Below are 17,144 nucleotides of genomic sequence, written 5' to 3'. Positions count from 1 at the left end.
GCTCGCTGCGCGCGCGCGCTTCGCCGGGCTGGTGCAGCACGCGGTCGCAACGCGCCAGGTGCAGCAGCGCCTGGGCGCGCTGCGCTTCGTCGCCCTCTTCCAGCGCCAGCAGCAGCCACTCTTCGCCGGGCGCCTGCGCGGCGACGGCGTCGCCGGCCTGCAAGGCGGCGCGAGCTTGCCGGGAGAGGGCGGCGTTGGGGTCCAAGAGGGGTTCGGAACGCAAGGCGATCAGCGGATCAGGCGGTCGGGGCCGGAGAAGCAGAGGATAGCGGCAACAGGCGTGCCGACATCAGGTCGGCCAGCCACTGCATGAAGGCCTGGACGCGTCGAGGGAGTTGCCGGCGGTGCGCATAGAGCAGATGCACCGGCATCGGCGCCGGACGGAACTGGGGCAGCACCTCGACCAGCCGACCATCCAGCACCTCCGTCTCGAACCCGTGGCGCGGGACCTGCGTGATGCCGAGACCCGCGAGGCAGGCCGCCGTGTACGAGCCCGAGTCGCTGACGGTGAGCGCACCGGCCATCGGCTCGAAGCGCGTCGCGCCGGTCGCGTCGCACCACTCGAAGCCCGGGCAGCGCTGGCCGAGCGTCGTGGCGTACTGGATCAGCCGATGCTGCGCGAGATCCTCCAGCGACTGCGGCACGCCGTAGGCGGCGAGGTACTCGGCGCTGGCCAGGTTCGCCATCTCCATGCCGCCCAGCGGTCGCGCGACCAGGGTCGAATCGCTCAGCGGTCCGACCCGCAGCACGCAGTCGAAGCCCTCGCGCACCAGGTCCACACGCCGGTCGGTGCTGCTGAGCTCCAGCTCCAGCCCCGGATGCGCCGCGAGGAACTCCGGCAGCCGCGGCACGACGATGTCGTGCGCCACCCGCATCGGCATGTCGACCCGCAGCCGGCCGCGCAGGCCGCTGGCCGCCGGCTGGAACATCGTCTGCATGTCGTCGAGGTCGGCGAGCAGGTCCTTGCAGCGCTCGTAGCAGGCCTGGCCGTCCTGGGTCAGCTGCACGCGCCGCGTGGTGCGGTGGAAGAGCCGCGTCCCGAGGCTGGCCTCCAGCCGCTGGACGGCCGTCGAGGCGCTCGCCTTCGGCAGGCCGAGGCTCTGAGCCGCCTGCGTGAAGCTGGCGAGCTCCGCGACGCGGACGAAGACCTGGAGCGTGTCGATCGACGGCGGCGGTGAGGAAAGGACAACGGCCTCGTTCATTTGTTCACCTTGGACGAACGGTCAAATCAGACTTTGGCGGTTTATACGCCATCCGTCGATCAATAAAGTTCCTGCATCCGATCAACACACGTCCCACAGGAGCTCACCATGACGACTTCATCCACCCCCAAGATCGCGCTGATCACCGGCGGCAGCCGCGGCCTGGGCCGCAACGCGGCGGTGCATCTGGCGCGCCGCGGCATCGACAGCATCGTGACCTACCGCAGCCAGGCGGGCGAGGCGCAGGCCGTGGTCGAGGAGATCCGCGCGCTCGGCGGCCGCGCGGCGGCGCTGCAGCTGGACGTCGGCGACAGCGGCGCCTTCCCGGCCTTCGCCGAGGCGCTGAAGCAGACGCTGAAGCAGCACTGGCAGCGCGAGCGTTTCGACCATCTGGTCAACAACGCCGGCATGGGCGTCCACACGCCGGTCGCCGACACGACCGAAGCCCAGTTCGACGAACTGATGCGCGTGCACCTGAAGGGCCCCTTCTTCCTGACGCAGGCGCTGCTGCCGCTGATCAACGACGGCGGCAGCGTGCTGAACGTGTCCAGCGGCCTGGCGCGCTTCACGATCCCCGGCTACGGCGCGTACGCGACGATGAAGGGCGGCGTCGAGGTGATGACGCGCTACATGGCCAAGGAGTTCGGCGCGCGCGGCATCCGCGTGAACACGCTGGCGCCCGGCGCGATCGAGACCGACTTCGGCGGCGGCGCGGTGCGCGACAGCAAGGAAGTGAACGGCTTCATCGCCTCGGTGACGGCGCTCGGCCGCGCCGGCCTGCCGGACGACATCGGCCCGGTCGTCGCCTCGCTGCTGTCCGACGACAGCGGCTGGATCAACGCGCAGCGCGTGGAGGCGTCGGGCGGGATGTTCGTCTGAAGCCTTGAGCGACAGCGCGGAAAGGGGCGGCTATGCCGCTCCTTGTCGCCGCGTCAGCCAGCGCCTGCATAGCGGGCTTGCGGCTCACGCGCGCGCTGGACCACTTCGCCCAGGCAATCGGGATAACGGCGCTGCAGGTGCTTCAGCCCCGTCTGCCGGCTGGCCTTGTAGTCCAGGGTCTCCTGCAGGAACTGCAGGCGGGCGCGGTTTTCGTCGATGACTTCGGCCCACGTCGTCACGCGGACCGAAAAGTTGTACGGAAGATGCACCTGCCGCTCCAGTTCGGCGTGATCGAGTGCGCCCTTGGCGAGCTCCCGGCCCACCAGCCAGAACGACCATTTCACCTCCACGCCGCGAAAGCGCTCATCGCGGGACACACGCTTGGCGTAGCGGTTGATCTGATCGATCTCGTCCTCGGAGATCTTGACCCGCGGCGCCTTGAGTTCCACCACCAGGTGCTCCAGCGTCGACGGCTGGTGGCGCCGCGTCGCGCGGGAGAACATGAGGTCGATGATGGCCAGCTTCTCTTTCGAACCGTCGATCGGCTGGTCGATCTGAACCTCGCTTCCCAGCAGCTTCTGGTGCTTGCGCAGCACCTCCGTGAGCGACCGGTTGTCGACGGAGAGGGCGAACTCGTCGCCGAACAGCCACGGGTTGCGAGCGACGATGGGATGCAATTCGCCGCGCTCCCTCACAGGCGGCTGGAGCTGCTTGTCGAACAGGAGCGTCTCCAGTCCATCGAGTAGCTGAAGCCGCTGCGTGACCACATGCGACTCTCGGATCACCGACGACAACGACACATCCTTGAGGAGCTCCGCCATCATCTGCCGTTCCTCGGCCGGCAGGTTGAGCACCTCGGTCAGCAAGAGCTGGAGCTCTTCCGGCCCGCATTCGACCGCCTGCCTCAAGACCCGGAACTGGAGTGCAATCGCCTCCGGCGCCAGTGTGCGGAACACCGGATGGAAGCGCGACAGATGCCAGGCGACCTGGTCGAACAGCTGTCGTTCCAGCAGCTCGACCGAGGTCTCGGGATCGCGCGGGAAGGGATAGAGGCCTTGCGCCTGCCATGCCTCCACAGGCGGGCGGTCCGGCTCACGATGGGATTCAGTGCTCATCACTGCACCTCGACTGCTTGAAGCCCGATGGGGCGATGCAGTCACTCTATGCAAGCGAGTCGCGGACGACACCTGCCCATTCGCGATCAAGATGCCCGCGATTCCAACTGGTTCAAGTAGGCGGGCCACGGATTCACATCACGCCGCCCGCGCTCCCCTCCTCAGTGCCCGCCGCCCAGATACGCGGCCTTCACCGCCGGATCGGTGCGCAGCTTTTCCGCGGGCCCGTGCAGCGAGATGCGGCCGTTCTCCAGCACGTAGCCGTAGTCCGCCACCGCCAGCGCCGCCGCCGCGAACTGCTCCACCAGCAGCATCGTCACGCCCTCGGACTTCAGCCGCGCGATGATGCGGAACACCTCGTCGACGAGGATGGGCGCCAGGCCCATCGACGGCTCGTCCAGCAGCACGACCTCGGGATTGAGCATCGTCGCCCGCGCCATCGCGAGCATCTGCTGCTCGCCGCCGGACAGCGTGCCGGCGAGCTGCTGACGCCGCTCCTTCAGGCGCGGGAACAGCTCCATCGCCTTCTCCAGGTCGGCCTCCACGTCGCCCTTGGGCCGCGCGCCGGTGTAGCGCGGGAACGCGCCCAGCCGCAGGTTGTCGGTGACGCTCATCGTCGCGAAGACGCGCCGCCCTTCCGGCGAATGCGCCAGCCCCAGCCGGGCGATGTGGTACGACTCCAGCCCGTCGATGCGCTTGCCGTTGAGCGTGATCTGGCCGGCGCTCGGCGCGATCATCCCCGACACCGCGCGCATCGTCGTCGTCTTGCCGGCCCCGTTCGAGCCGATCAGCGTCACCACCTTGCCCTTGGGCACTTCCACCGAGATGCCGTGCAGCACCTCGACCTTGCCGTAGCCGGCATGCAGTTGTTCGATCTTCAGCATGTCAGTCCATTCCGTTCGGCGCTCATGCGGCCTGGCCGCCCAGGTAGGCCTCGATCACCTTCGGATCGGCCTGCACCTGCGCCGGCTTGCCCTCGGCGATCTTCTGGCCGAAGTCCAGCACCGACACCACGTCGCAGATGCCCATCACCACGTCCATGTGGTGCTCGATCAGGATCACCGTGATGCCGTGGTCGCGGATCTTGCCGATGATGCGCATCAGCTCCTTGATGTCGGGCGCGGTCAGTCCCGCCGCCGGCTCGTCCAGCAGCAGCAGGCGCGGATCCAGCGCCAGCGCGCGGGCGATCTCCAGCAGTCGCTGCTTGCCGTAAGGGAGGTTGCGCGCCTCCTCGAAGGCGAGGTCCGCCAGACCGACGAACTCGAGCAGGCTCAGCGCGCGGGCGCGCGCCTTCGCGTCCTCCTCGGTGTAGCGCGCCGAGTGCAGCGCCACCTGCACCAGGTTGCTGCCGAAGCTGTGATGCAGCGCCACCATCACGTTGTGCAGCGCGCTCATCTCGCCGAACAGCTGCACGTTCTGGAAGGTCCGCGCGATGCCCGACAGCGCGATGTCCGCCGAGGTCCGCCCGACCAGCGACCGGTCGAGGAACTTCAGATCGCCCGCCGTCGGCACGTAGATGCCGGTGAGCACGTTCATCATCGTGCTCTTGCCCGAGCCGTTCGGCCCGATCAGGCCGTGGATGGTGCCGCGCCGCACCTGCAGGTCGACGTTGTTCAGCGCCTTCAGGCCGCCGAACTGCATCAGCACGCCGCGCGCGTCGATGAGGATCCCGTCGCCCGCCCCCGCCCCCGCGCCAGCGCCTGCGGCCTGGGAAATGGCGTCGGAAGGTTTCTCCGCCACCGGACCGCCCTCGCCCACCGGCTTGGCCTTGATGTGCAGCGCGTTGCGCACGAAACCGACGATGCCGTCCTGCAGGTAGTACACGACGAACAGCGTGATCAGCCCGAAGATGGACAACCGCCAGTCGGTCATCGTCTGCAGCACGAAGGACAGCGCCGCCAGCAGGATGCTGCCGACCACCGGGATCGCCGCCTGCGTCGTGTTGACCTTGCCGCGGCGGTAGGCCACCACCGTCACCGCCGTCACGAGGATCGCGAAGATCACCGACACATAGCGGAACAGCTCCAGGTCGTCGAGCAGCTTGGGCAGCACGACGATGATCGCCGCGCCCAGCAGCGCGCCGGTCCGGGTCTTGCGGCCGCCCATGATGATGGCCAGCAGGAAGAAGACCGTCAGCTCGAAGTTGTAGGTGTTGGGCGAGATGTACTGCTCGGAGTAGGCATACAGCGCGCCGGCCAGACCGGCCAGGCCGGCGCTGATCACGAACGCGTAGACCTTGTAGCGGTAGACCGAGACGCCCATGCAGTCCGACGCCACCGGGCTGCCGCGCAGCGCCTCGAACGCGCGGCCGAGGTGCGAGCGCAGCACGCGGTGCACGAACACCAGCGACGCGATCAGCATCACCACGACGAGCCAGTAGTACTCGTCCTCCGTCATCGTGTGGCCCATCAGCTGGGGCTTGGTGAGCGTGATGCCCATGGGCCCGTGCGTCAGGAAGTCCATCTCGTTGATGAGGATCTGGATGATGGTGCCGAAGGCCAGCGTCACCATCGCCAGGTAGGGGCCGGTCACGCGCAGCGCGGGCAGCGCCAGCAGCGCGCCGAAGCCCGCCGTCACCGCGATCGCCGCCGGCAGCGTCAGGTAGATCGGCAGGCCGAATTTCATGACCAGCACGCCGGCCGTGTAGGCGCCGACGCCGAACAGGCCCGCGTGGCCCAGCGACACCTGCCCGGTGTAGCCCACGACGATGTCCAGCCCGAACAGGACGATCGCGTAGATCAGGATCGTCTCGACCAGGTGGATGTAGTACGGGTTGCCGGACACCAGCGGGAAGGCGATCAGCGCGATGAGCGCGATCGCGCCGGCGACCAGTTTCTTCGGATTGATCTTTGCAGTGGCGCTCATGTGGCTCAGACCTTCTTGATCGCGGTCTTGCCGAACAGGCCGGCCGGCTTGAACGCCAGCACGATCAGCAGCAGCACGAGGCCCGGCACGTCCTTGTAGCCGGTGGAGAGATAGAAGCCGGTGGTCGTCTCGGCGATGCCCAGGATGATCCCGCCGACGATGATGCCCATGCCCGAGGTCAGCCCGCCGATGATGGCGACGGCGAAGGCCTTCAGGCCGAGCACCGCGCCCATCGTGGCGCCGGTCAGCGTCAGCGGCGCGATCAGCACGCCGGCGAAGGCCGCCGTCAGCGACGACAGCGCGTACGAGAAGGTGATCACCAGCCCGGTGTTGATGCCCATCAGCTTGGCGGCGTCGCGGTCGTTGAAGGTCGCGACCACGGCGCGGCCGTAGATCGAGCGCCGGTTGAAGAGCTCGACCGCCAGCATCATCGCCAGCGCGCCGCCCACGACCAGGATCTCCATCGGCAGCACGTTGGCGCCGAGGAACTTGATCGGCGCCTCCGGCAGCGGCGAGGGGAACTTCAGGTCGTCGCGGCCCCAGACGTTCTCGGCCACGTTCTTGAAGATGATGCCCAGCGCGATGGTGGACATGATCCAGCCGAACTCCGACTTGATCTTGATGGCGGGCCGCACGCCGATGCGCTCGACGAAGGCGCCCTGCAGCGCGCCGAACAGGCACACGATCGGGATCATGAGCCAGTAGTTGACGCCGTGGCCGACGAGGGTCAGCCCCACCAGCGCGCCCAGCATCAGCGCGTCGCCCTGGCCGAAGTTGAGGGTGTCGGAAGTCGAGAAGGTCAGCTGGTAGCCGAAGGCGATGACCGCATAGATCATGCCGAGCGCGATGCCGCTGAACACCAGTTGGGTCAGGATCTGCATACGGAGTCCGGTACTTCAGGAGATGGAAAAACGGCCGCGCGAGGCGGCCGTTCCTGCGGATGTCACTTCTTCTGCGGCATCGCGCCCTTGGCGTTGACGTCCTTGAGCTTGACCTCGGAGGCCGCCTTGAAATCGGCCTCGTAGGCGTAGACGACGCGCTGGCCCTTCACTTCGCCGAACACCGGGATGTTGGCGGTGATGGCCTCGTGGTCGGTCTTGGTGAACGGCTTGTTGTAGGTCGTCACCACGCCTTCGACCGGCGCCTTCAGGTCTTCCAGGGCGGCCTTGACCTTGGGGCCGTCGGTGCCGCCGGCCTGCTTGATCGCGGCGGCCAGCAGGTAGATCGAGTCGTAGCCCTGGGCGGCCGACACCGGCGAATCGATGCGGCTGTTCTTCGGGTTGAAGGTCTTCAGGTAGTTGACGATGAAGGACTGGCGCTTGGGCGTGGTCGGTTCCTGGATGAAGGTCTGCGGCATGCGCGCGCCTTCGCCGCCGGGGCCGGCGTTGTCGATGTAGTTGGCCATCGACAGCGTCCAGCTGCCGACCATGGGCACCTTCCAGCCGAGCTTGGTCATGCCGTTGGCGATCTGCGCCAGTTCAGGCCCGATGCCGTAGGTCAGGATGGCCTCGGCGCCGGCTTCCTTGGCCTTGAGCAGCTGGGCCGTCATGTCGACGTCCTTGATGTTGAACTTCTCGACGGCGACCGGCTTGATGCCCTTGAGCTCCAGCGCCTTCTCCAGGTCGGCGCGGCCGAGCTGGCCGTAGTTGGTCGAGTCGGCCAGGATCGCGACCTTCTTGAAGCCGCGGCGGGTGATGGCTTCCTCGACGATCATCGGCGCCTGGATGCTGTCGTGGGCGGCGTTGCGGAAGACGTAGTTGTCCGGCGCGTCCTTGAACTGCTGGGTGATGACGGAGCCGGTGGCCACGTTGTTCATCACCGGGATCTTGGCGTCCTGGTAGAAGCGCTGGGCGGCCAGGGCGACGCCGGTGTTGATGAAGCCGACGGTGGCGGCGACCTTCTCGCGGTTGATCAGCTCCTGGGCGATCTGGACGCCGCGTTCGTTCTTGGCTTCGTCGTCGCGTTCGATGAGCTGGATCTGGCGTCCCAAGACCCCGCCGTTCTTGTTGATTTCCTGGGCCGCCAATCGCACACCGTCGCGCATGCTGATGCCCATGGACGACGAGCCGCCGGTGAACGGACCCGAGACGCCGATCTTGATCGGGTCGGCCGCGGTGGCGGCGAAGCTGGCGGCGGCCAGGGCGGTAGCGGTGATCCAACGCGCGCTGAACTTCATGTTTGTCTCCGAATGGTCTTTGTGCATGAGGGGTCGGAATGCCAACCCGCCAACGAGGAAGCCGTCAGACAACAAACGGCCCGTCGTTGGGCGTCAGCCTTCTCGGCACATGGTGCATCAAGCGTGTCGAATTGCACGCATGCCACTACTTACTCGCAAACCCCGATCGGGGTGTTCAGCGTCGTGTCAGGTAGGTGGACGTGTCGACGCGGCGCGCCAGGACGGTGCATCGGCGGACGTCGCCGCGGTCACGCGAGGAAGGCCGCCGCGTGCCTGTCGGCGGGTCGCCGACCCGAGGTGATGTACTCGGCCAGATGCTCGCTGACCTCGTCGGCGTCGAAGCCTTCCGCGTGCATGACGTCGGGCACCTGACTCGCGCGCACGACCGACTTCGCATACGCGCGGATGAAGGTCCGTTCGATGACCCGGGCGCTGCCGAGCTCGTAGAAGGCCACCATGCCGCGGAGGTACTCGGCCTTGTCGACGTCGACGTAGGACAGCGGCAGCATTCCGGACTCCAGCAAGGGCAGATTGGCGGCGATGCGCGCGGTCCGCTTGTTGCCGTTGGCGAAGGACTGGATGTAGGCCACGCGGGTCAGCAGGTAGAACGCCGCCTGCACCGGATGCAGCGTCCGGGCAATGGCCATCACCTGGCCCAGCAGCGAGGTCGCGTGGCCGGTCCCCGGTCGGAAAGGCGGCAGGTAGGCCGACTGGCGGAGCCGGATGTCCTGGTACTCGCGGGGCTTGCCGCGCTGCTCGATCGGCAGGAAGTGATCGGAGTCGCAGACCTCCGCCAGACCATGGTCGTCGGTCAGCAGCGCATGCATCTTGCAGACGTTGTCGACGCTCCACTCGCGGTGCGACCAGAGGTGCTCGGCGACCCGCTGGTGGTTGAGCGCGAGCACCGCCTCGTCCATCGGCTTGGACGGGTTGCGCTCTCCGCATTCGAGCAGGGTGGCCGTGTCGAGGACCGAGTAGCTGCTGCCCTCCAGCAAGGACGACGCCCAGGTGAAGTCGACGAGGAACCCGGTGAGGAACGCGCGATCCAGCGGTCGGGCCAGTGCCTGGATGAAGGCACATCGCCCGGCCCGCATCGGAGACAGGCCGGGCTCGGGATCAAGGAACTCGTCGCGGAAGGGCGCGGCCGGACGCGCTTCCGCGGGCAGTGAGAAATGGCGATCTTCTTCCGGGAATCGGGGGACGGTGGGCGTGGATCGGGCAAGGACGGCGTCGTTGTGCATGGGGCCTCTCAGGAATCATGAGAGCCCGCATTCTTCGGATTCACGCGCGAAGAGAAATGACCCGAAGTTGCCGACCGCACCGGCCTCGGCGCCGACATGGAGAGGGACGGGTTGCCGGGTTCCCACCCAGAGGTGTCATGCCCTCCTTCGCCTCGGCGCTACTCATGCGGTCCGGCCTGCAGGTCAAGTCCTGCAGGGTGTTTTGATCCTGTTGAAGGAAGTGAGTTGCGACATGAATGACATCCATGAACTGGACCTGGGCCAGATGCATCTGATCGGCGGCGGCTGCGTCGAGCCGGCGGCCATCGTCGGCAGCATCATCCGGGGCTGGGGCGCCGGCAAGCTGCTGGACGCGGCCTGGGACGCGATCCGGGACCACAACGAGTCGGGTGAGGCGGCCGAGTTCCAGACGGGCGCCGGCGCGGGCGCTGGCACCTTCGGCTGACCTGACCGGACCTCGCCGAGGATCGGTTGTCGGTTATCGGCGGGCGCCGTCCGCAGCCGCGCGGTGACGCAGGCTGCGGGCGGCGAGCGCCGCGACCGCCAGCACCGCCAGCGCATACCCGACCAGCGCGCCCCAGCCGCTGTGGTCCCAGAACCATCCGCCCATCGCGCCGAGCGTGCTGGAGCCGATGTAGTACGCGAGCAGGTAGAGCGACGCCGCATGCCCCTTGCTGCGCCCGCCCAGCGCGCCGACCCAGGCGCTGCTGACCGAGTGCGCGACGAAGAAGCCGATGGTCAGCAGCACGATGCCCAGGATCACCGCCGGCAGCCAGGTCGCCAGCGTGAGCAGCACGCCGGTGATGGCCAGCGCGATGCCCGACAGCAGCGCCGGCGCCCGCCCGAAACGGTCGGACAGGCCGCCCGCCGTCGCCGACGCGGCGATGCCGAAGAGGTAGGCGCAGAAGATCAGCCCGATCGCGCTCTGGCTGAGCGAGAACGGCGCGCGCATCAGCCGGAAGCCGGCGTAGTTGTAGACCGCGACGAACATGCCCATCATCAGGAAGCCCATCGCGAACAGCAGCGGCAGCATCGGATGCGTCAGGTGCCCGCGCCACGCGGCCACGTGCTCCGAGAGCTTCACGCCGGTCCGGCGGACGAAGTGCTTGGACGGCGGCAGCAGGAACCAGAAGCCGACCGCCGCCGCCAGACCGAGCACGCTGACGACGAAGAGCGCCGGACGCCAGCCGAAGGCGTCGCTCAGGACGCTCACGCCGACGCGCCCCATCATGCCGCCGAAGGCCGTCCCGCCGACGTACTGGCCCATCGCGCGGCCCAGGCCCTTGGGGTGGATCTCTTCGGCCAGATAGGCCATCGCCACCGCCGGCACACCGCCGAGCACCAGCCCTTCGATCGCCCGGGCGACCAGCATCGCGTGCCAGCTCGGCACCACCGAGGCGATCAGGTTCAGCACCGCGGCCATCGCCATCGACGCGAACATCAGCCGCTTGCGATCCATGCTCTCGGACAACGCGCCCGCGCACAGGATCGCGAACGCCAGCGCGCCCGTCGCCAGCGACAGCGACAGGGCGCTCGCCGCCGCGCCGACGTGGAACTCGGCCGCGAACAGCGGCAGCAGCGGCTGCACGCTGTAAAGCAGCGAGAAGGTCGTGAAGCCCGCCAGGAACAGCGCGAACGCGATGCGACGATAGGCCGTGGTGCCGGGCTCGGCGTAGTCGTGGAGGAAGGCGGCGGCACCCGCCGCCCCAGGGGCACTGCTCATGGGAAAGACAAGGGTCCGTGGCGGCTCATCGTCGGCCGAACATCATCTGCCCGGCCAGCGCGCGCTTGAGCGGCGGCAAGGCCTGCAGCGCGGCCAGGCCCAGGCCCCGCGCGGCCGGCAGCCCCGGCCATCGCCAGGCGAAGGTGCGCGCCAGGAAGTCGGTCGTGAGGATCGTCGCCCAGCGGTCCGGCGCGCGCTGCCACTCGACACGTCGCAGCGCCGTGTCGATGCGCGGATCGCGCCGCAGCGCCTCGACCAGGGCGAAGGCGTCACGCAGGCCGAGGTTCAGGCCCTGCCCCGCCACCGGATGCAGCGTCTGCGCCGCGTTGCCGATGCGGATGCGGCGGCCTTCGACCAGCGTGCGCTCGGCGTTCAGGCCCAAGGGGAAACACTTCAGCGGACCGATGGTCTGGAGGCGGCCGACGCGGTCCGGCAGCTGCTGCTGGATCACCATCAGCCGTTGCGCGTCGGTCAGGCCGGCGACTTCGTCTTCGTCCTGCGGCTGGCACCAGATCAGCGCGGCGCGGCGTTGACCGTCGCGGTCGGGCAGCGGTAGCAAGGCCAGCGGACCGCGCCGCGTGAAGCGCTCGTAGGCCACGCCCGCCGGGCTGTCCGGCGACAAGGTCACCGTGCCCACCCAGGCGTTCTGCTTGTAGTCGTGCGCCAGCGCCTTGCGCGCCTGGTCGGAGAACACGCCGCCCTCGGCGACCACCGCCAGGTCGAAGCGCTCGGCGATGCCGGCGTCGATCTCGACTTCGTCGGGACGGTCCTGCTTGATGCCGTCCACCGCCTGGCCGAAGCGGCTGATCAGGCGTTTCGGCTCCAGCGCGCTCGCCTGCTGCCAGGCGGCCTGCAACGGGGCCACGAGTTGCCCGTAGGCCAGCACGGCGCCGAGCTGCGGCACCGACTGCTCGGCGGCGGACAGGTGGACCTCGGGCTCGCCCGACGGGCCGAACCACGGACTGGAGAGCGTCGGCGGGGCTTGGCTCACGTGGACCTCGCGGATCGCCTGCGCCTGCGCCGCGGGCCACACGCGCAGGCGCTGCAGCAGCTGCACGCTGCCCAGCGACAGCGCGATGGTGCGCGGGTCGCCGGAGACGTCGCGCTCCAGCGGCCGGGCGTCGAAAAGGCTCACCTGCGCCTGCGGCAGGTAACGCGCCGCCAGCAACGCCAGCGCCAGGCCCGCCGGGCCCGCGCCGATCACCGCGAGGCGCAGCGGCGGCGCATGGCCGTCGAAGGAGGCGTCGAAGGCATCGGCGTCCGCGGAGGCGGCGCCGTCATGGGCGGCGGAGTCTGAAGGCTGGGGCATGGCATCGACCCGTGAAACGGCTCCGGTCGCGTCAGGCGACCGGCAGCGGATCACTATATCGCCGCCCTCCCCCGCGCCGCTCAGACCGCGACCAGCTTGCGCCCACTCGCGCCGGGCAGCGTGCGCAGCGACTGCGCGACGGTCGCCGTGTAGTCGCGGTTCAGGATCGTGCTGACGAAGATCCAGTCGCAGCGGCACTCGGTGGCCGTCGCGGTCACCGCCATGTAGCCGCGGCGCGAGGTATCCGCGTAGACCAGCGGCCCGATCAGCTGCGTCAGCGCGCCGGCGAACTGCTGCGGGTTCTCGTTCGGCACGTACTCCTCGAAGCCCGGCGAGGTCACCGACGAGGTGGCGAACTCGACGCCGATCTGACGGTTCGACAGGTCCAGCAGGTCGTTGGCCCAGGCGTTGTGCGTGTCACCGGCCAGCACGACCAGGTTCTTGTCCAGCTGGCGCGCCGTGCCCAGCAGCGTCTCGCGCGCGACCGGGTAGCCGTCCCAGGCGTCGAGGTTGTAGGGGATGCTGGGCGCAGCCAGCACCGCCTGCTCCTGCGGTGTCAGGCTGGCCGGATTGCTCTGCGCCTTGGCGACGATCGCCGCGTACTGCGACACCGACACGCCGGTGCCCGGCGCGGTGACCTCGAACAGGATGGGCGCCGGGATGTTCATCCGGCCCATCAGCACCTGCTGGCCCAGCACCTGCCAGGTCGCCGTCGAGGCTTGCAGCTGCGTCTGCAGCCACTGGCTCTGCGTCGCGCCCATCAGCGTGCGGTCGGTGCGGGCCATGTCGGCCTGGAACTTCGCGGCGTCCAGGCCGGTCGGGGTGATGTAGTCGGCGTAGTCGAGCTGCTCGTCGCGCGCCAGGACCCGCGTGTCCAGCATGTGCAGCGACATCAGCGCACCGAAGTTGAAGCTCCGGTACGTGGTCAGCGGATCGCTGCCGTCGCGCACCGGCAGCCACTCGTGCCAGGCCTGGACGGCGGCGGCGCGGCGCACGGCGAAGTCGCCCTCGGTGGCCGGCTGGTGGTTCTCGGCGCCGTTCTTCCAGGTGTCGTTCGCGACCTCGTGATCGTCCCAGACGGCGATCATCGGCAGCGCGGCGTGCAGCTTCTGCAGATCGGCGTCGGCGCGGTACTGCGCGTAGCGCCGGCGGTAGTCGGCCAGCGCGACGATCTCCTTCTGCGGTTCGACCACGCGGCCCAGCGCCGCCGCGCCGGCGCTCCCGTACTGGCCGGGGCCGTACTCGTAGATGTAGTCGCCCAGGTGGACGGCAACGTCGTAGCTGTCGGTCTCGGCGCGTTTGGCCGCCTCGGCGTAGACGTTGAAGTAGCCGGTCGGATAGTTCGAGCACGAGAACACCGCCAGCCGCACCTGCGCCACGTTGGCGGCCGGCAGGGTCTTCGCCCGACCGACGGTCGAGGTCGCAGCGTAGGCCTTGAAGCGGTACCAGTAGCGCACGCCGGCCTGCAGGCCGGTGGCGTCGACCTTCACGCAGAAATCGCCCGAGGCGCGCGCGGTCGCGTCGCCCCTGGCCACGACGGACGCGAAGGCGGCGTCGCTCGCCACTTCCCAGCTCACCGGCACGTCGCGCACATCGGCGGCGTCCTGCGCCAGCACGCGGGTCCAGAGGATCACGCGGTCGCTGAGCGGGTCGCCGCTGGCCACGCCATGGCTGAAGACGACCGCGACCTGCGGCGCATCGTCGCCACCGTCACCGCCGCAGCCTGCCAGCGGCAGTCCCGCCAAGGCGCCGGCTGCCAGCGCGCCGCGCACCAGATGGCGCCGGGTGTGGTCGATGGTCTCGGAGGACGAGAGGGGCTCGTCGTGCTTGAGCAGGTTCAGCAGGGGCTTCTTGGTCATGGTCGGGCGAGCGGTGGGCTTGCGGAATGAGGATGAAGCACGCGCAGTCGCATGTGCGCTGCAAAGTGTTCGGCTTCACGGTGACATCACGACGACAGCCGGCACGGGGCATTCGGCATGCCGTCCGACAGCCGCCCGGGGCTTCCGCTACGCTTGCGCTCCTCCGGGAGATCGCCTGAGGGCACTCCGGCAAAAGCAACCGTGGAGCAACGCATGCAATACCGTCGACTGGGCCGCAGCGGCCTGCAGGTGTCCGAACTGTCCCTGGGCTCGTGGGTGACGTATCACAACCAGGTCGATACCGGCTCGGCCGTCGAGCTGATGGCCGCCGCCCGCGACGCCGGCATCAACTTCTTCGACAACGCCGAGGCCTACGCGCTCGGCAAGAGCGAGGAGATCATGGGCCAGGTCTTCAAGCAGCTGGGCTGGGGCCGCCACACCTACGTCGTGTCGACGAAGTTCTACTGGGGCATCGACAAGTCGGGCACCACGGTCAACTACAAGGACACGCTGAACCGCAAGTACCTGATGCAGGCCATCGATGGCTCGCTCAAGCGCTTCGGGCTGGACGAGATCGACCTCGTGTACTGCCACCGTCCCGATCCGCACACGCCGATCGAGGAGACCGTGCGCGCGATGAGCGACATGATCACGCAGGGCAAGGCGCACTATTGGGGCACCAGCGAGTGGAGCGCCGACGAGATCCGCGCCGCCTGGGAGATCGCCGAGCGCCACCACCTGCACAAGCCGGTGATGGAGCAGCCGCAGTACCACCTGTTCCACCGCCAGCGCGTGGAAAAGGACTACGCGCGGCTGTATGAGGACATCGGCCTGGGCCTGACCACGTGGAGCCCGCTGGCGTCCGGCCTGCTCACCGGCAAGTACCGCGACGGCATCCCCGAAGGCAGCCGCGGCGCGCTGGAGAGCATGTCGTGGTTGCGCGAGCAGCTGCAGGAGCCGCAGCGCAACGCGGCGGTCGCCGAGCTCGGCAAGATCGCCGACGAGTTGGGCTGCACGCTGGCGCAGCTGGCCATCGCGTGGATCAACCGCAACCCGCGCGTGTCGACGGTGATCCTCGGCGCGAGCAAGCTCTCTCAGCTGCAGGACAACCTGGGCGCGCTGGCCGTCACGCCCAAGCTGACGCCGGAGATCCTGGCCCGCATCGACGCGATCACGCTGCCGCTGGCGAAGTAAGCCCTCGGGGTTTATCCGCAGACCGCCCGCCAAGCCCCTCATTGACGGGGCCGGGTTGTCGCGCCGGTGCCGCAATCCCGCCGGGAGGCGGGCTAGCATCCCGCGCGATGCTGCGACGACGTGCCGTTCCCCTGCTGCCGAGTCTGTTTGCCGCCGTCGTGCTGGTCCTGGCTGCTGCCATGGCGATCGCGCCGCGCGGCGTCGCGGCGTTCCCCGACGAGGCCCGCGCCGATCGGGACCGGCCCGCGCCGCCCGAAGTGTCGCTGCTCGCGGAACCGCGCTTCGAGACCGTCGGCATCGACGCGCCGGTCCCGCTGAACATCATCTCCGCGGTCGCGCAGGACCGCGCCGGATTCCTGTGGATCGGCACCGGCGCCGGGCTGGTGCGCTTCGACGGCTACCACTTCCGCCAGCCGGGCGCCCCGATCGAGAACGGCGTGCGTTCGGCCCGCAGCCTGGGCTTCATCCGCGCCCTGCTGGTGGCGCGCGACGGCCGGCTGTGGATAGGCACCGAGGCCGACGGCCTGGCCGCCTACGACCCGCAGAGCGAGAAGCTGTCGCTGTTCCGCTCCGACGCCAATCCGCAGTTGCCGCGCAGCGCGGTCTCCGCCGGCACGATCCGCGCGCTGGCCGAGGACCGCGACGGCCAGCTGTGGATCGGCACCATCGGCCACGGCCTGGACCGCTACGACCCGGTCGAGGGCCGCTTCCAGCATTTCCGCCAGGGATCGCCGGGCAGCCTGCCCGATGACCGCGTCCAGTCGCTGGCCATCGACAGCGAAGGCTCCCTGTGGGTCGGCACCTGGCAGGGCCTGGCGCGCAAGCGCGCCGGCTCCAACCGTTTCGAACCGGTGTTCTCGACGCCGGGCAAGCCAGGTCTTGCCGGCAAGATCGTGCTGAGCCTGTTCGTCGCCCCCGACGGCCGGGTCTGGGCCGGCACGCAGCAGGGCGACCTCGCCCTCGTCGATCCAAAGACCGGCGAGGGCACGCTGCTCGAGCGCGCCGAGGACGCGGTGAACGGCTCCGTCAACACCTTCGTCGCGCTGGACGACCGCCATCTCTGGCTCGGCCGCAACGGCGGGCTGGAGCTGCGCGCCGTCGCCAGCGGCGAGCTGCTGCGGACCATGAAGCACGACCCGCTGAACCGCGGCAGCCTCGGCGGCAACGAGGTCCGCGCGCTGATGCGCGACCGCGCCGGCTGGATCTGGACCGGCGGTTATGGCGGCGGCCTGCAGCGCCACAACCCGTCGAACACCAGCACCTGGGTGCGCGGCCGCGACCCGGGCAAGCAGGCGCAGCTGATCGATCCGAGCACCCGCGCGATGGTGCAGCTGGCCACCGGCGAGATCTGGCTGGGCAGCAACGAGAGCGGCGTGACGGTGCTCGACGAGCAGCTGCGCTCGATCGCCACCTTGCGTCCCGCGCCGGGGCAGCGCGGCGGTCTGTCGGGCGGACGCATCTCCAGCCTCGTCCAGATGAAGGACGGGACGATCTGGCTCGGCAGCGACGGCGGCCTGCACCAGTACACGCGGGAGCGGCAACTGCTGCGCGTCATCCAGGCCGGCACGGGCCGCGCGCGGC

The 17,144-nt window shown here is 69.1% G+C and carries 15 protein-coding genes; 4 read left to right on the top strand and 11 right to left on the bottom strand.

The window, feature by feature from the left end:
- Together VF536_RS21385 and VF536_RS21380 are read right to left on the bottom strand one after the other, a co-directional pair.
- Positions 1-205: hypothetical protein (locus VF536_RS21385; RefSeq protein WP_331616902.1), on the bottom strand; the 205-nt coding region annotated here is incomplete at its 3' end.
- Positions 206-236: 31 nt separating this feature from the next.
- The gene (locus VF536_RS21380; protein WP_331616901.1) at positions 237-1,202 is read right to left on the bottom strand and encodes a LysR family transcriptional regulator; all 966 of its coding nucleotides are present in this window, start codon (positions 1,200-1,202) and stop codon (positions 237-239) included.
- 108 nt (positions 1,203-1,310) lie between these two features.
- Here VF536_RS21380 and VF536_RS21375 point away from each other — a divergent pair, with 108 nt between their 5' ends.
- The gene (locus VF536_RS21375) at positions 1,311-2,081 is read left to right on the top strand and encodes an SDR family NAD(P)-dependent oxidoreductase (protein ID WP_331616899.1); all 771 of its coding nucleotides are present in this window, start codon (positions 1,311-1,313) and stop codon (positions 2,079-2,081) included.
- A gap of 53 nt (positions 2,082-2,134) precedes the next feature.
- Here VF536_RS21375 and VF536_RS21370 read toward each other — a convergent pair whose 3' ends face one another.
- The 6 genes from VF536_RS21370 to VF536_RS21345 all read right to left on the bottom strand — a co-directional run bounded on the left by VF536_RS21370 (position 2,135) and on the right by VF536_RS21345 (position 9,478).
- The gene (locus VF536_RS21370; protein ID WP_331616898.1) at positions 2,135-3,325 is read right to left on the bottom strand and encodes a histidine kinase; all 1,191 of its coding nucleotides are present in this window, start codon (positions 3,323-3,325) and stop codon (positions 2,135-2,137) included.
- Between the two features lie 32 nt (positions 3,326-3,357).
- Positions 3,358-4,080 (bottom strand): ABC transporter ATP-binding protein, encoded by a 723-nt coding sequence (locus tag VF536_RS21365; RefSeq protein WP_088407629.1) that lies wholly within the window; start codon positions 4,078-4,080, stop codon positions 3,358-3,360.
- A 22-nt stretch (positions 4,081-4,102) separates the two neighbouring features.
- Positions 4,103-6,061: a branched-chain amino acid ABC transporter ATP-binding protein/permease gene (locus VF536_RS21360; RefSeq protein WP_331616896.1), complete on the bottom strand. Its 1,959-nt coding sequence runs from the start codon at positions 6,059-6,061 to the stop codon at positions 4,103-4,105.
- A gap of 5 nt (positions 6,062-6,066) precedes the next feature.
- A complete protein-coding gene (locus tag VF536_RS21355) occupies positions 6,067-6,942 on the bottom strand; it encodes a branched-chain amino acid ABC transporter permease (protein ID WP_331616895.1) in 876 nt (291 codons plus the stop codon).
- Positions 6,943-7,004: 62 nt separating this feature from the next.
- Positions 7,005-8,237 carry an ABC transporter substrate-binding protein gene (locus VF536_RS21350; protein WP_331616894.1) on the bottom strand — a complete coding sequence of 411 codons (1,233 nt, stop codon included), beginning with the start codon at positions 8,235-8,237 and terminating at the stop codon, positions 7,005-7,007.
- A 248-nt stretch (positions 8,238-8,485) separates the two neighbouring features.
- Positions 8,486-9,478, bottom strand: a complete 993-nt coding sequence (locus VF536_RS21345) for a Fic family protein (protein ID WP_331616893.1) — start codon at positions 9,476-9,478, stop codon at positions 8,486-8,488.
- A gap of 232 nt (positions 9,479-9,710) precedes the next feature.
- Here VF536_RS21345 and VF536_RS21340 point away from each other — a divergent pair, with 232 nt between their 5' ends.
- Positions 9,711-9,923, top strand: a complete 213-nt coding sequence (locus VF536_RS21340; protein ID WP_331616892.1) for a hypothetical protein — start codon at positions 9,711-9,713, stop codon at positions 9,921-9,923.
- A gap of 33 nt (positions 9,924-9,956) precedes the next feature.
- Here VF536_RS21340 and VF536_RS21335 read toward each other — a convergent pair whose 3' ends face one another.
- The 3 genes from VF536_RS21335 to VF536_RS21325 all read right to left on the bottom strand — a co-directional run bounded on the left by VF536_RS21335 (position 9,957) and on the right by VF536_RS21325 (position 14,369).
- Positions 9,957-11,201, bottom strand: coding sequence for an MFS transporter (locus tag VF536_RS21335; protein ID WP_331616891.1), 1,245 nt, complete (start codon positions 11,199-11,201; stop codon positions 9,957-9,959).
- 25 nt (positions 11,202-11,226) lie between these two features.
- Positions 11,227-12,510 (bottom strand): FAD-dependent monooxygenase, encoded by a 1,284-nt coding sequence (locus VF536_RS21330; RefSeq protein WP_331616889.1) that lies wholly within the window; start codon positions 12,508-12,510, stop codon positions 11,227-11,229.
- Positions 12,511-12,590: 80 nt separating this feature from the next.
- Entirely contained in the window at positions 12,591-14,369 is a 1,779-nt protein-coding gene (locus tag VF536_RS21325; RefSeq protein ID WP_331616888.1) for an alkaline phosphatase D family protein, read from the bottom strand.
- 213 nt (positions 14,370-14,582) lie between these two features.
- Here VF536_RS21325 and VF536_RS21320 point away from each other — a divergent pair, with 213 nt between their 5' ends.
- Both VF536_RS21320 and VF536_RS21315 read left to right on the top strand, forming a co-directional pair.
- A complete protein-coding gene (locus VF536_RS21320; protein WP_331616887.1) occupies positions 14,583-15,563 on the top strand; it encodes an aldo/keto reductase in 981 nt (326 codons plus the stop codon).
- Positions 15,564-15,670: 107 nt separating this feature from the next.
- A partial coding sequence (locus VF536_RS21315) for a ligand-binding sensor domain-containing protein (RefSeq protein WP_331616886.1) occupies positions 15,671-17,144 on the top strand: 1,474 nt, incomplete at its 3' end.

The sequence above is a fragment of the Roseateles sp. genome (assembly GCF_036486225.1).
GTDB lineage: Bacteria > Pseudomonadota > Gammaproteobacteria > Burkholderiales > Burkholderiaceae_C > Roseateles.
Note: the sequence above shows the minus strand (reverse complement) of the source record. Positions and strands in the feature narration are given on the sequence as shown.

Coding starts and splice junctions, on each gene's coding strand:
- VF536_RS21380 (WP_331616901.1), bottom strand. CDS start 1,202: ATGAACGAGGCCGTTGTCCTTTCCTCACCGCCGCCGTCGATCGACACG.
- VF536_RS21375 (WP_331616899.1), top strand. CDS start 1,311: ATGACGACTTCATCCACCCCCAAGATCGCGCTGATCACCGGCGGCAGC.
- VF536_RS21365 (WP_088407629.1), bottom strand. CDS start 4,080: ATGCTGAAGATCGAACAACTGCATGCCGGCTACGGCAAGGTCGAGGTG.
- VF536_RS21360 (WP_331616896.1), bottom strand. CDS start 6,061: ATGAGCGCCACTGCAAAGATCAATCCGAAGAAACTGGTCGCCGGCGCG.
- VF536_RS21355 (WP_331616895.1), bottom strand. CDS start 6,942: ATGCAGATCCTGACCCAACTGGTGTTCAGCGGCATCGCGCTCGGCATG.
- VF536_RS21350 (WP_331616894.1), bottom strand. CDS start 8,237: ATGAAGTTCAGCGCGCGTTGGATCACCGCTACCGCCCTGGCCGCCGCC.
- VF536_RS21345 (WP_331616893.1), bottom strand. CDS start 9,478: ATGCACAACGACGCCGTCCTTGCCCGATCCACGCCCACCGTCCCCCGA.
- VF536_RS21340 (WP_331616892.1), top strand. CDS start 9,711: ATGAATGACATCCATGAACTGGACCTGGGCCAGATGCATCTGATCGGC.
- VF536_RS21335 (WP_331616891.1), bottom strand. CDS start 11,201: ATGAGCAGTGCCCCTGGGGCGGCGGGTGCCGCCGCCTTCCTCCACGAC.
- VF536_RS21330 (WP_331616889.1), bottom strand. CDS start 12,510: ATGCCCCAGCCTTCAGACTCCGCCGCCCATGACGGCGCCGCCTCCGCG.
- VF536_RS21325 (WP_331616888.1), bottom strand. CDS start 14,369: ATGACCAAGAAGCCCCTGCTGAACCTGCTCAAGCACGACGAGCCCCTC.
- VF536_RS21320 (WP_331616887.1), top strand. CDS start 14,583: ATGCAATACCGTCGACTGGGCCGCAGCGGCCTGCAGGTGTCCGAACTG.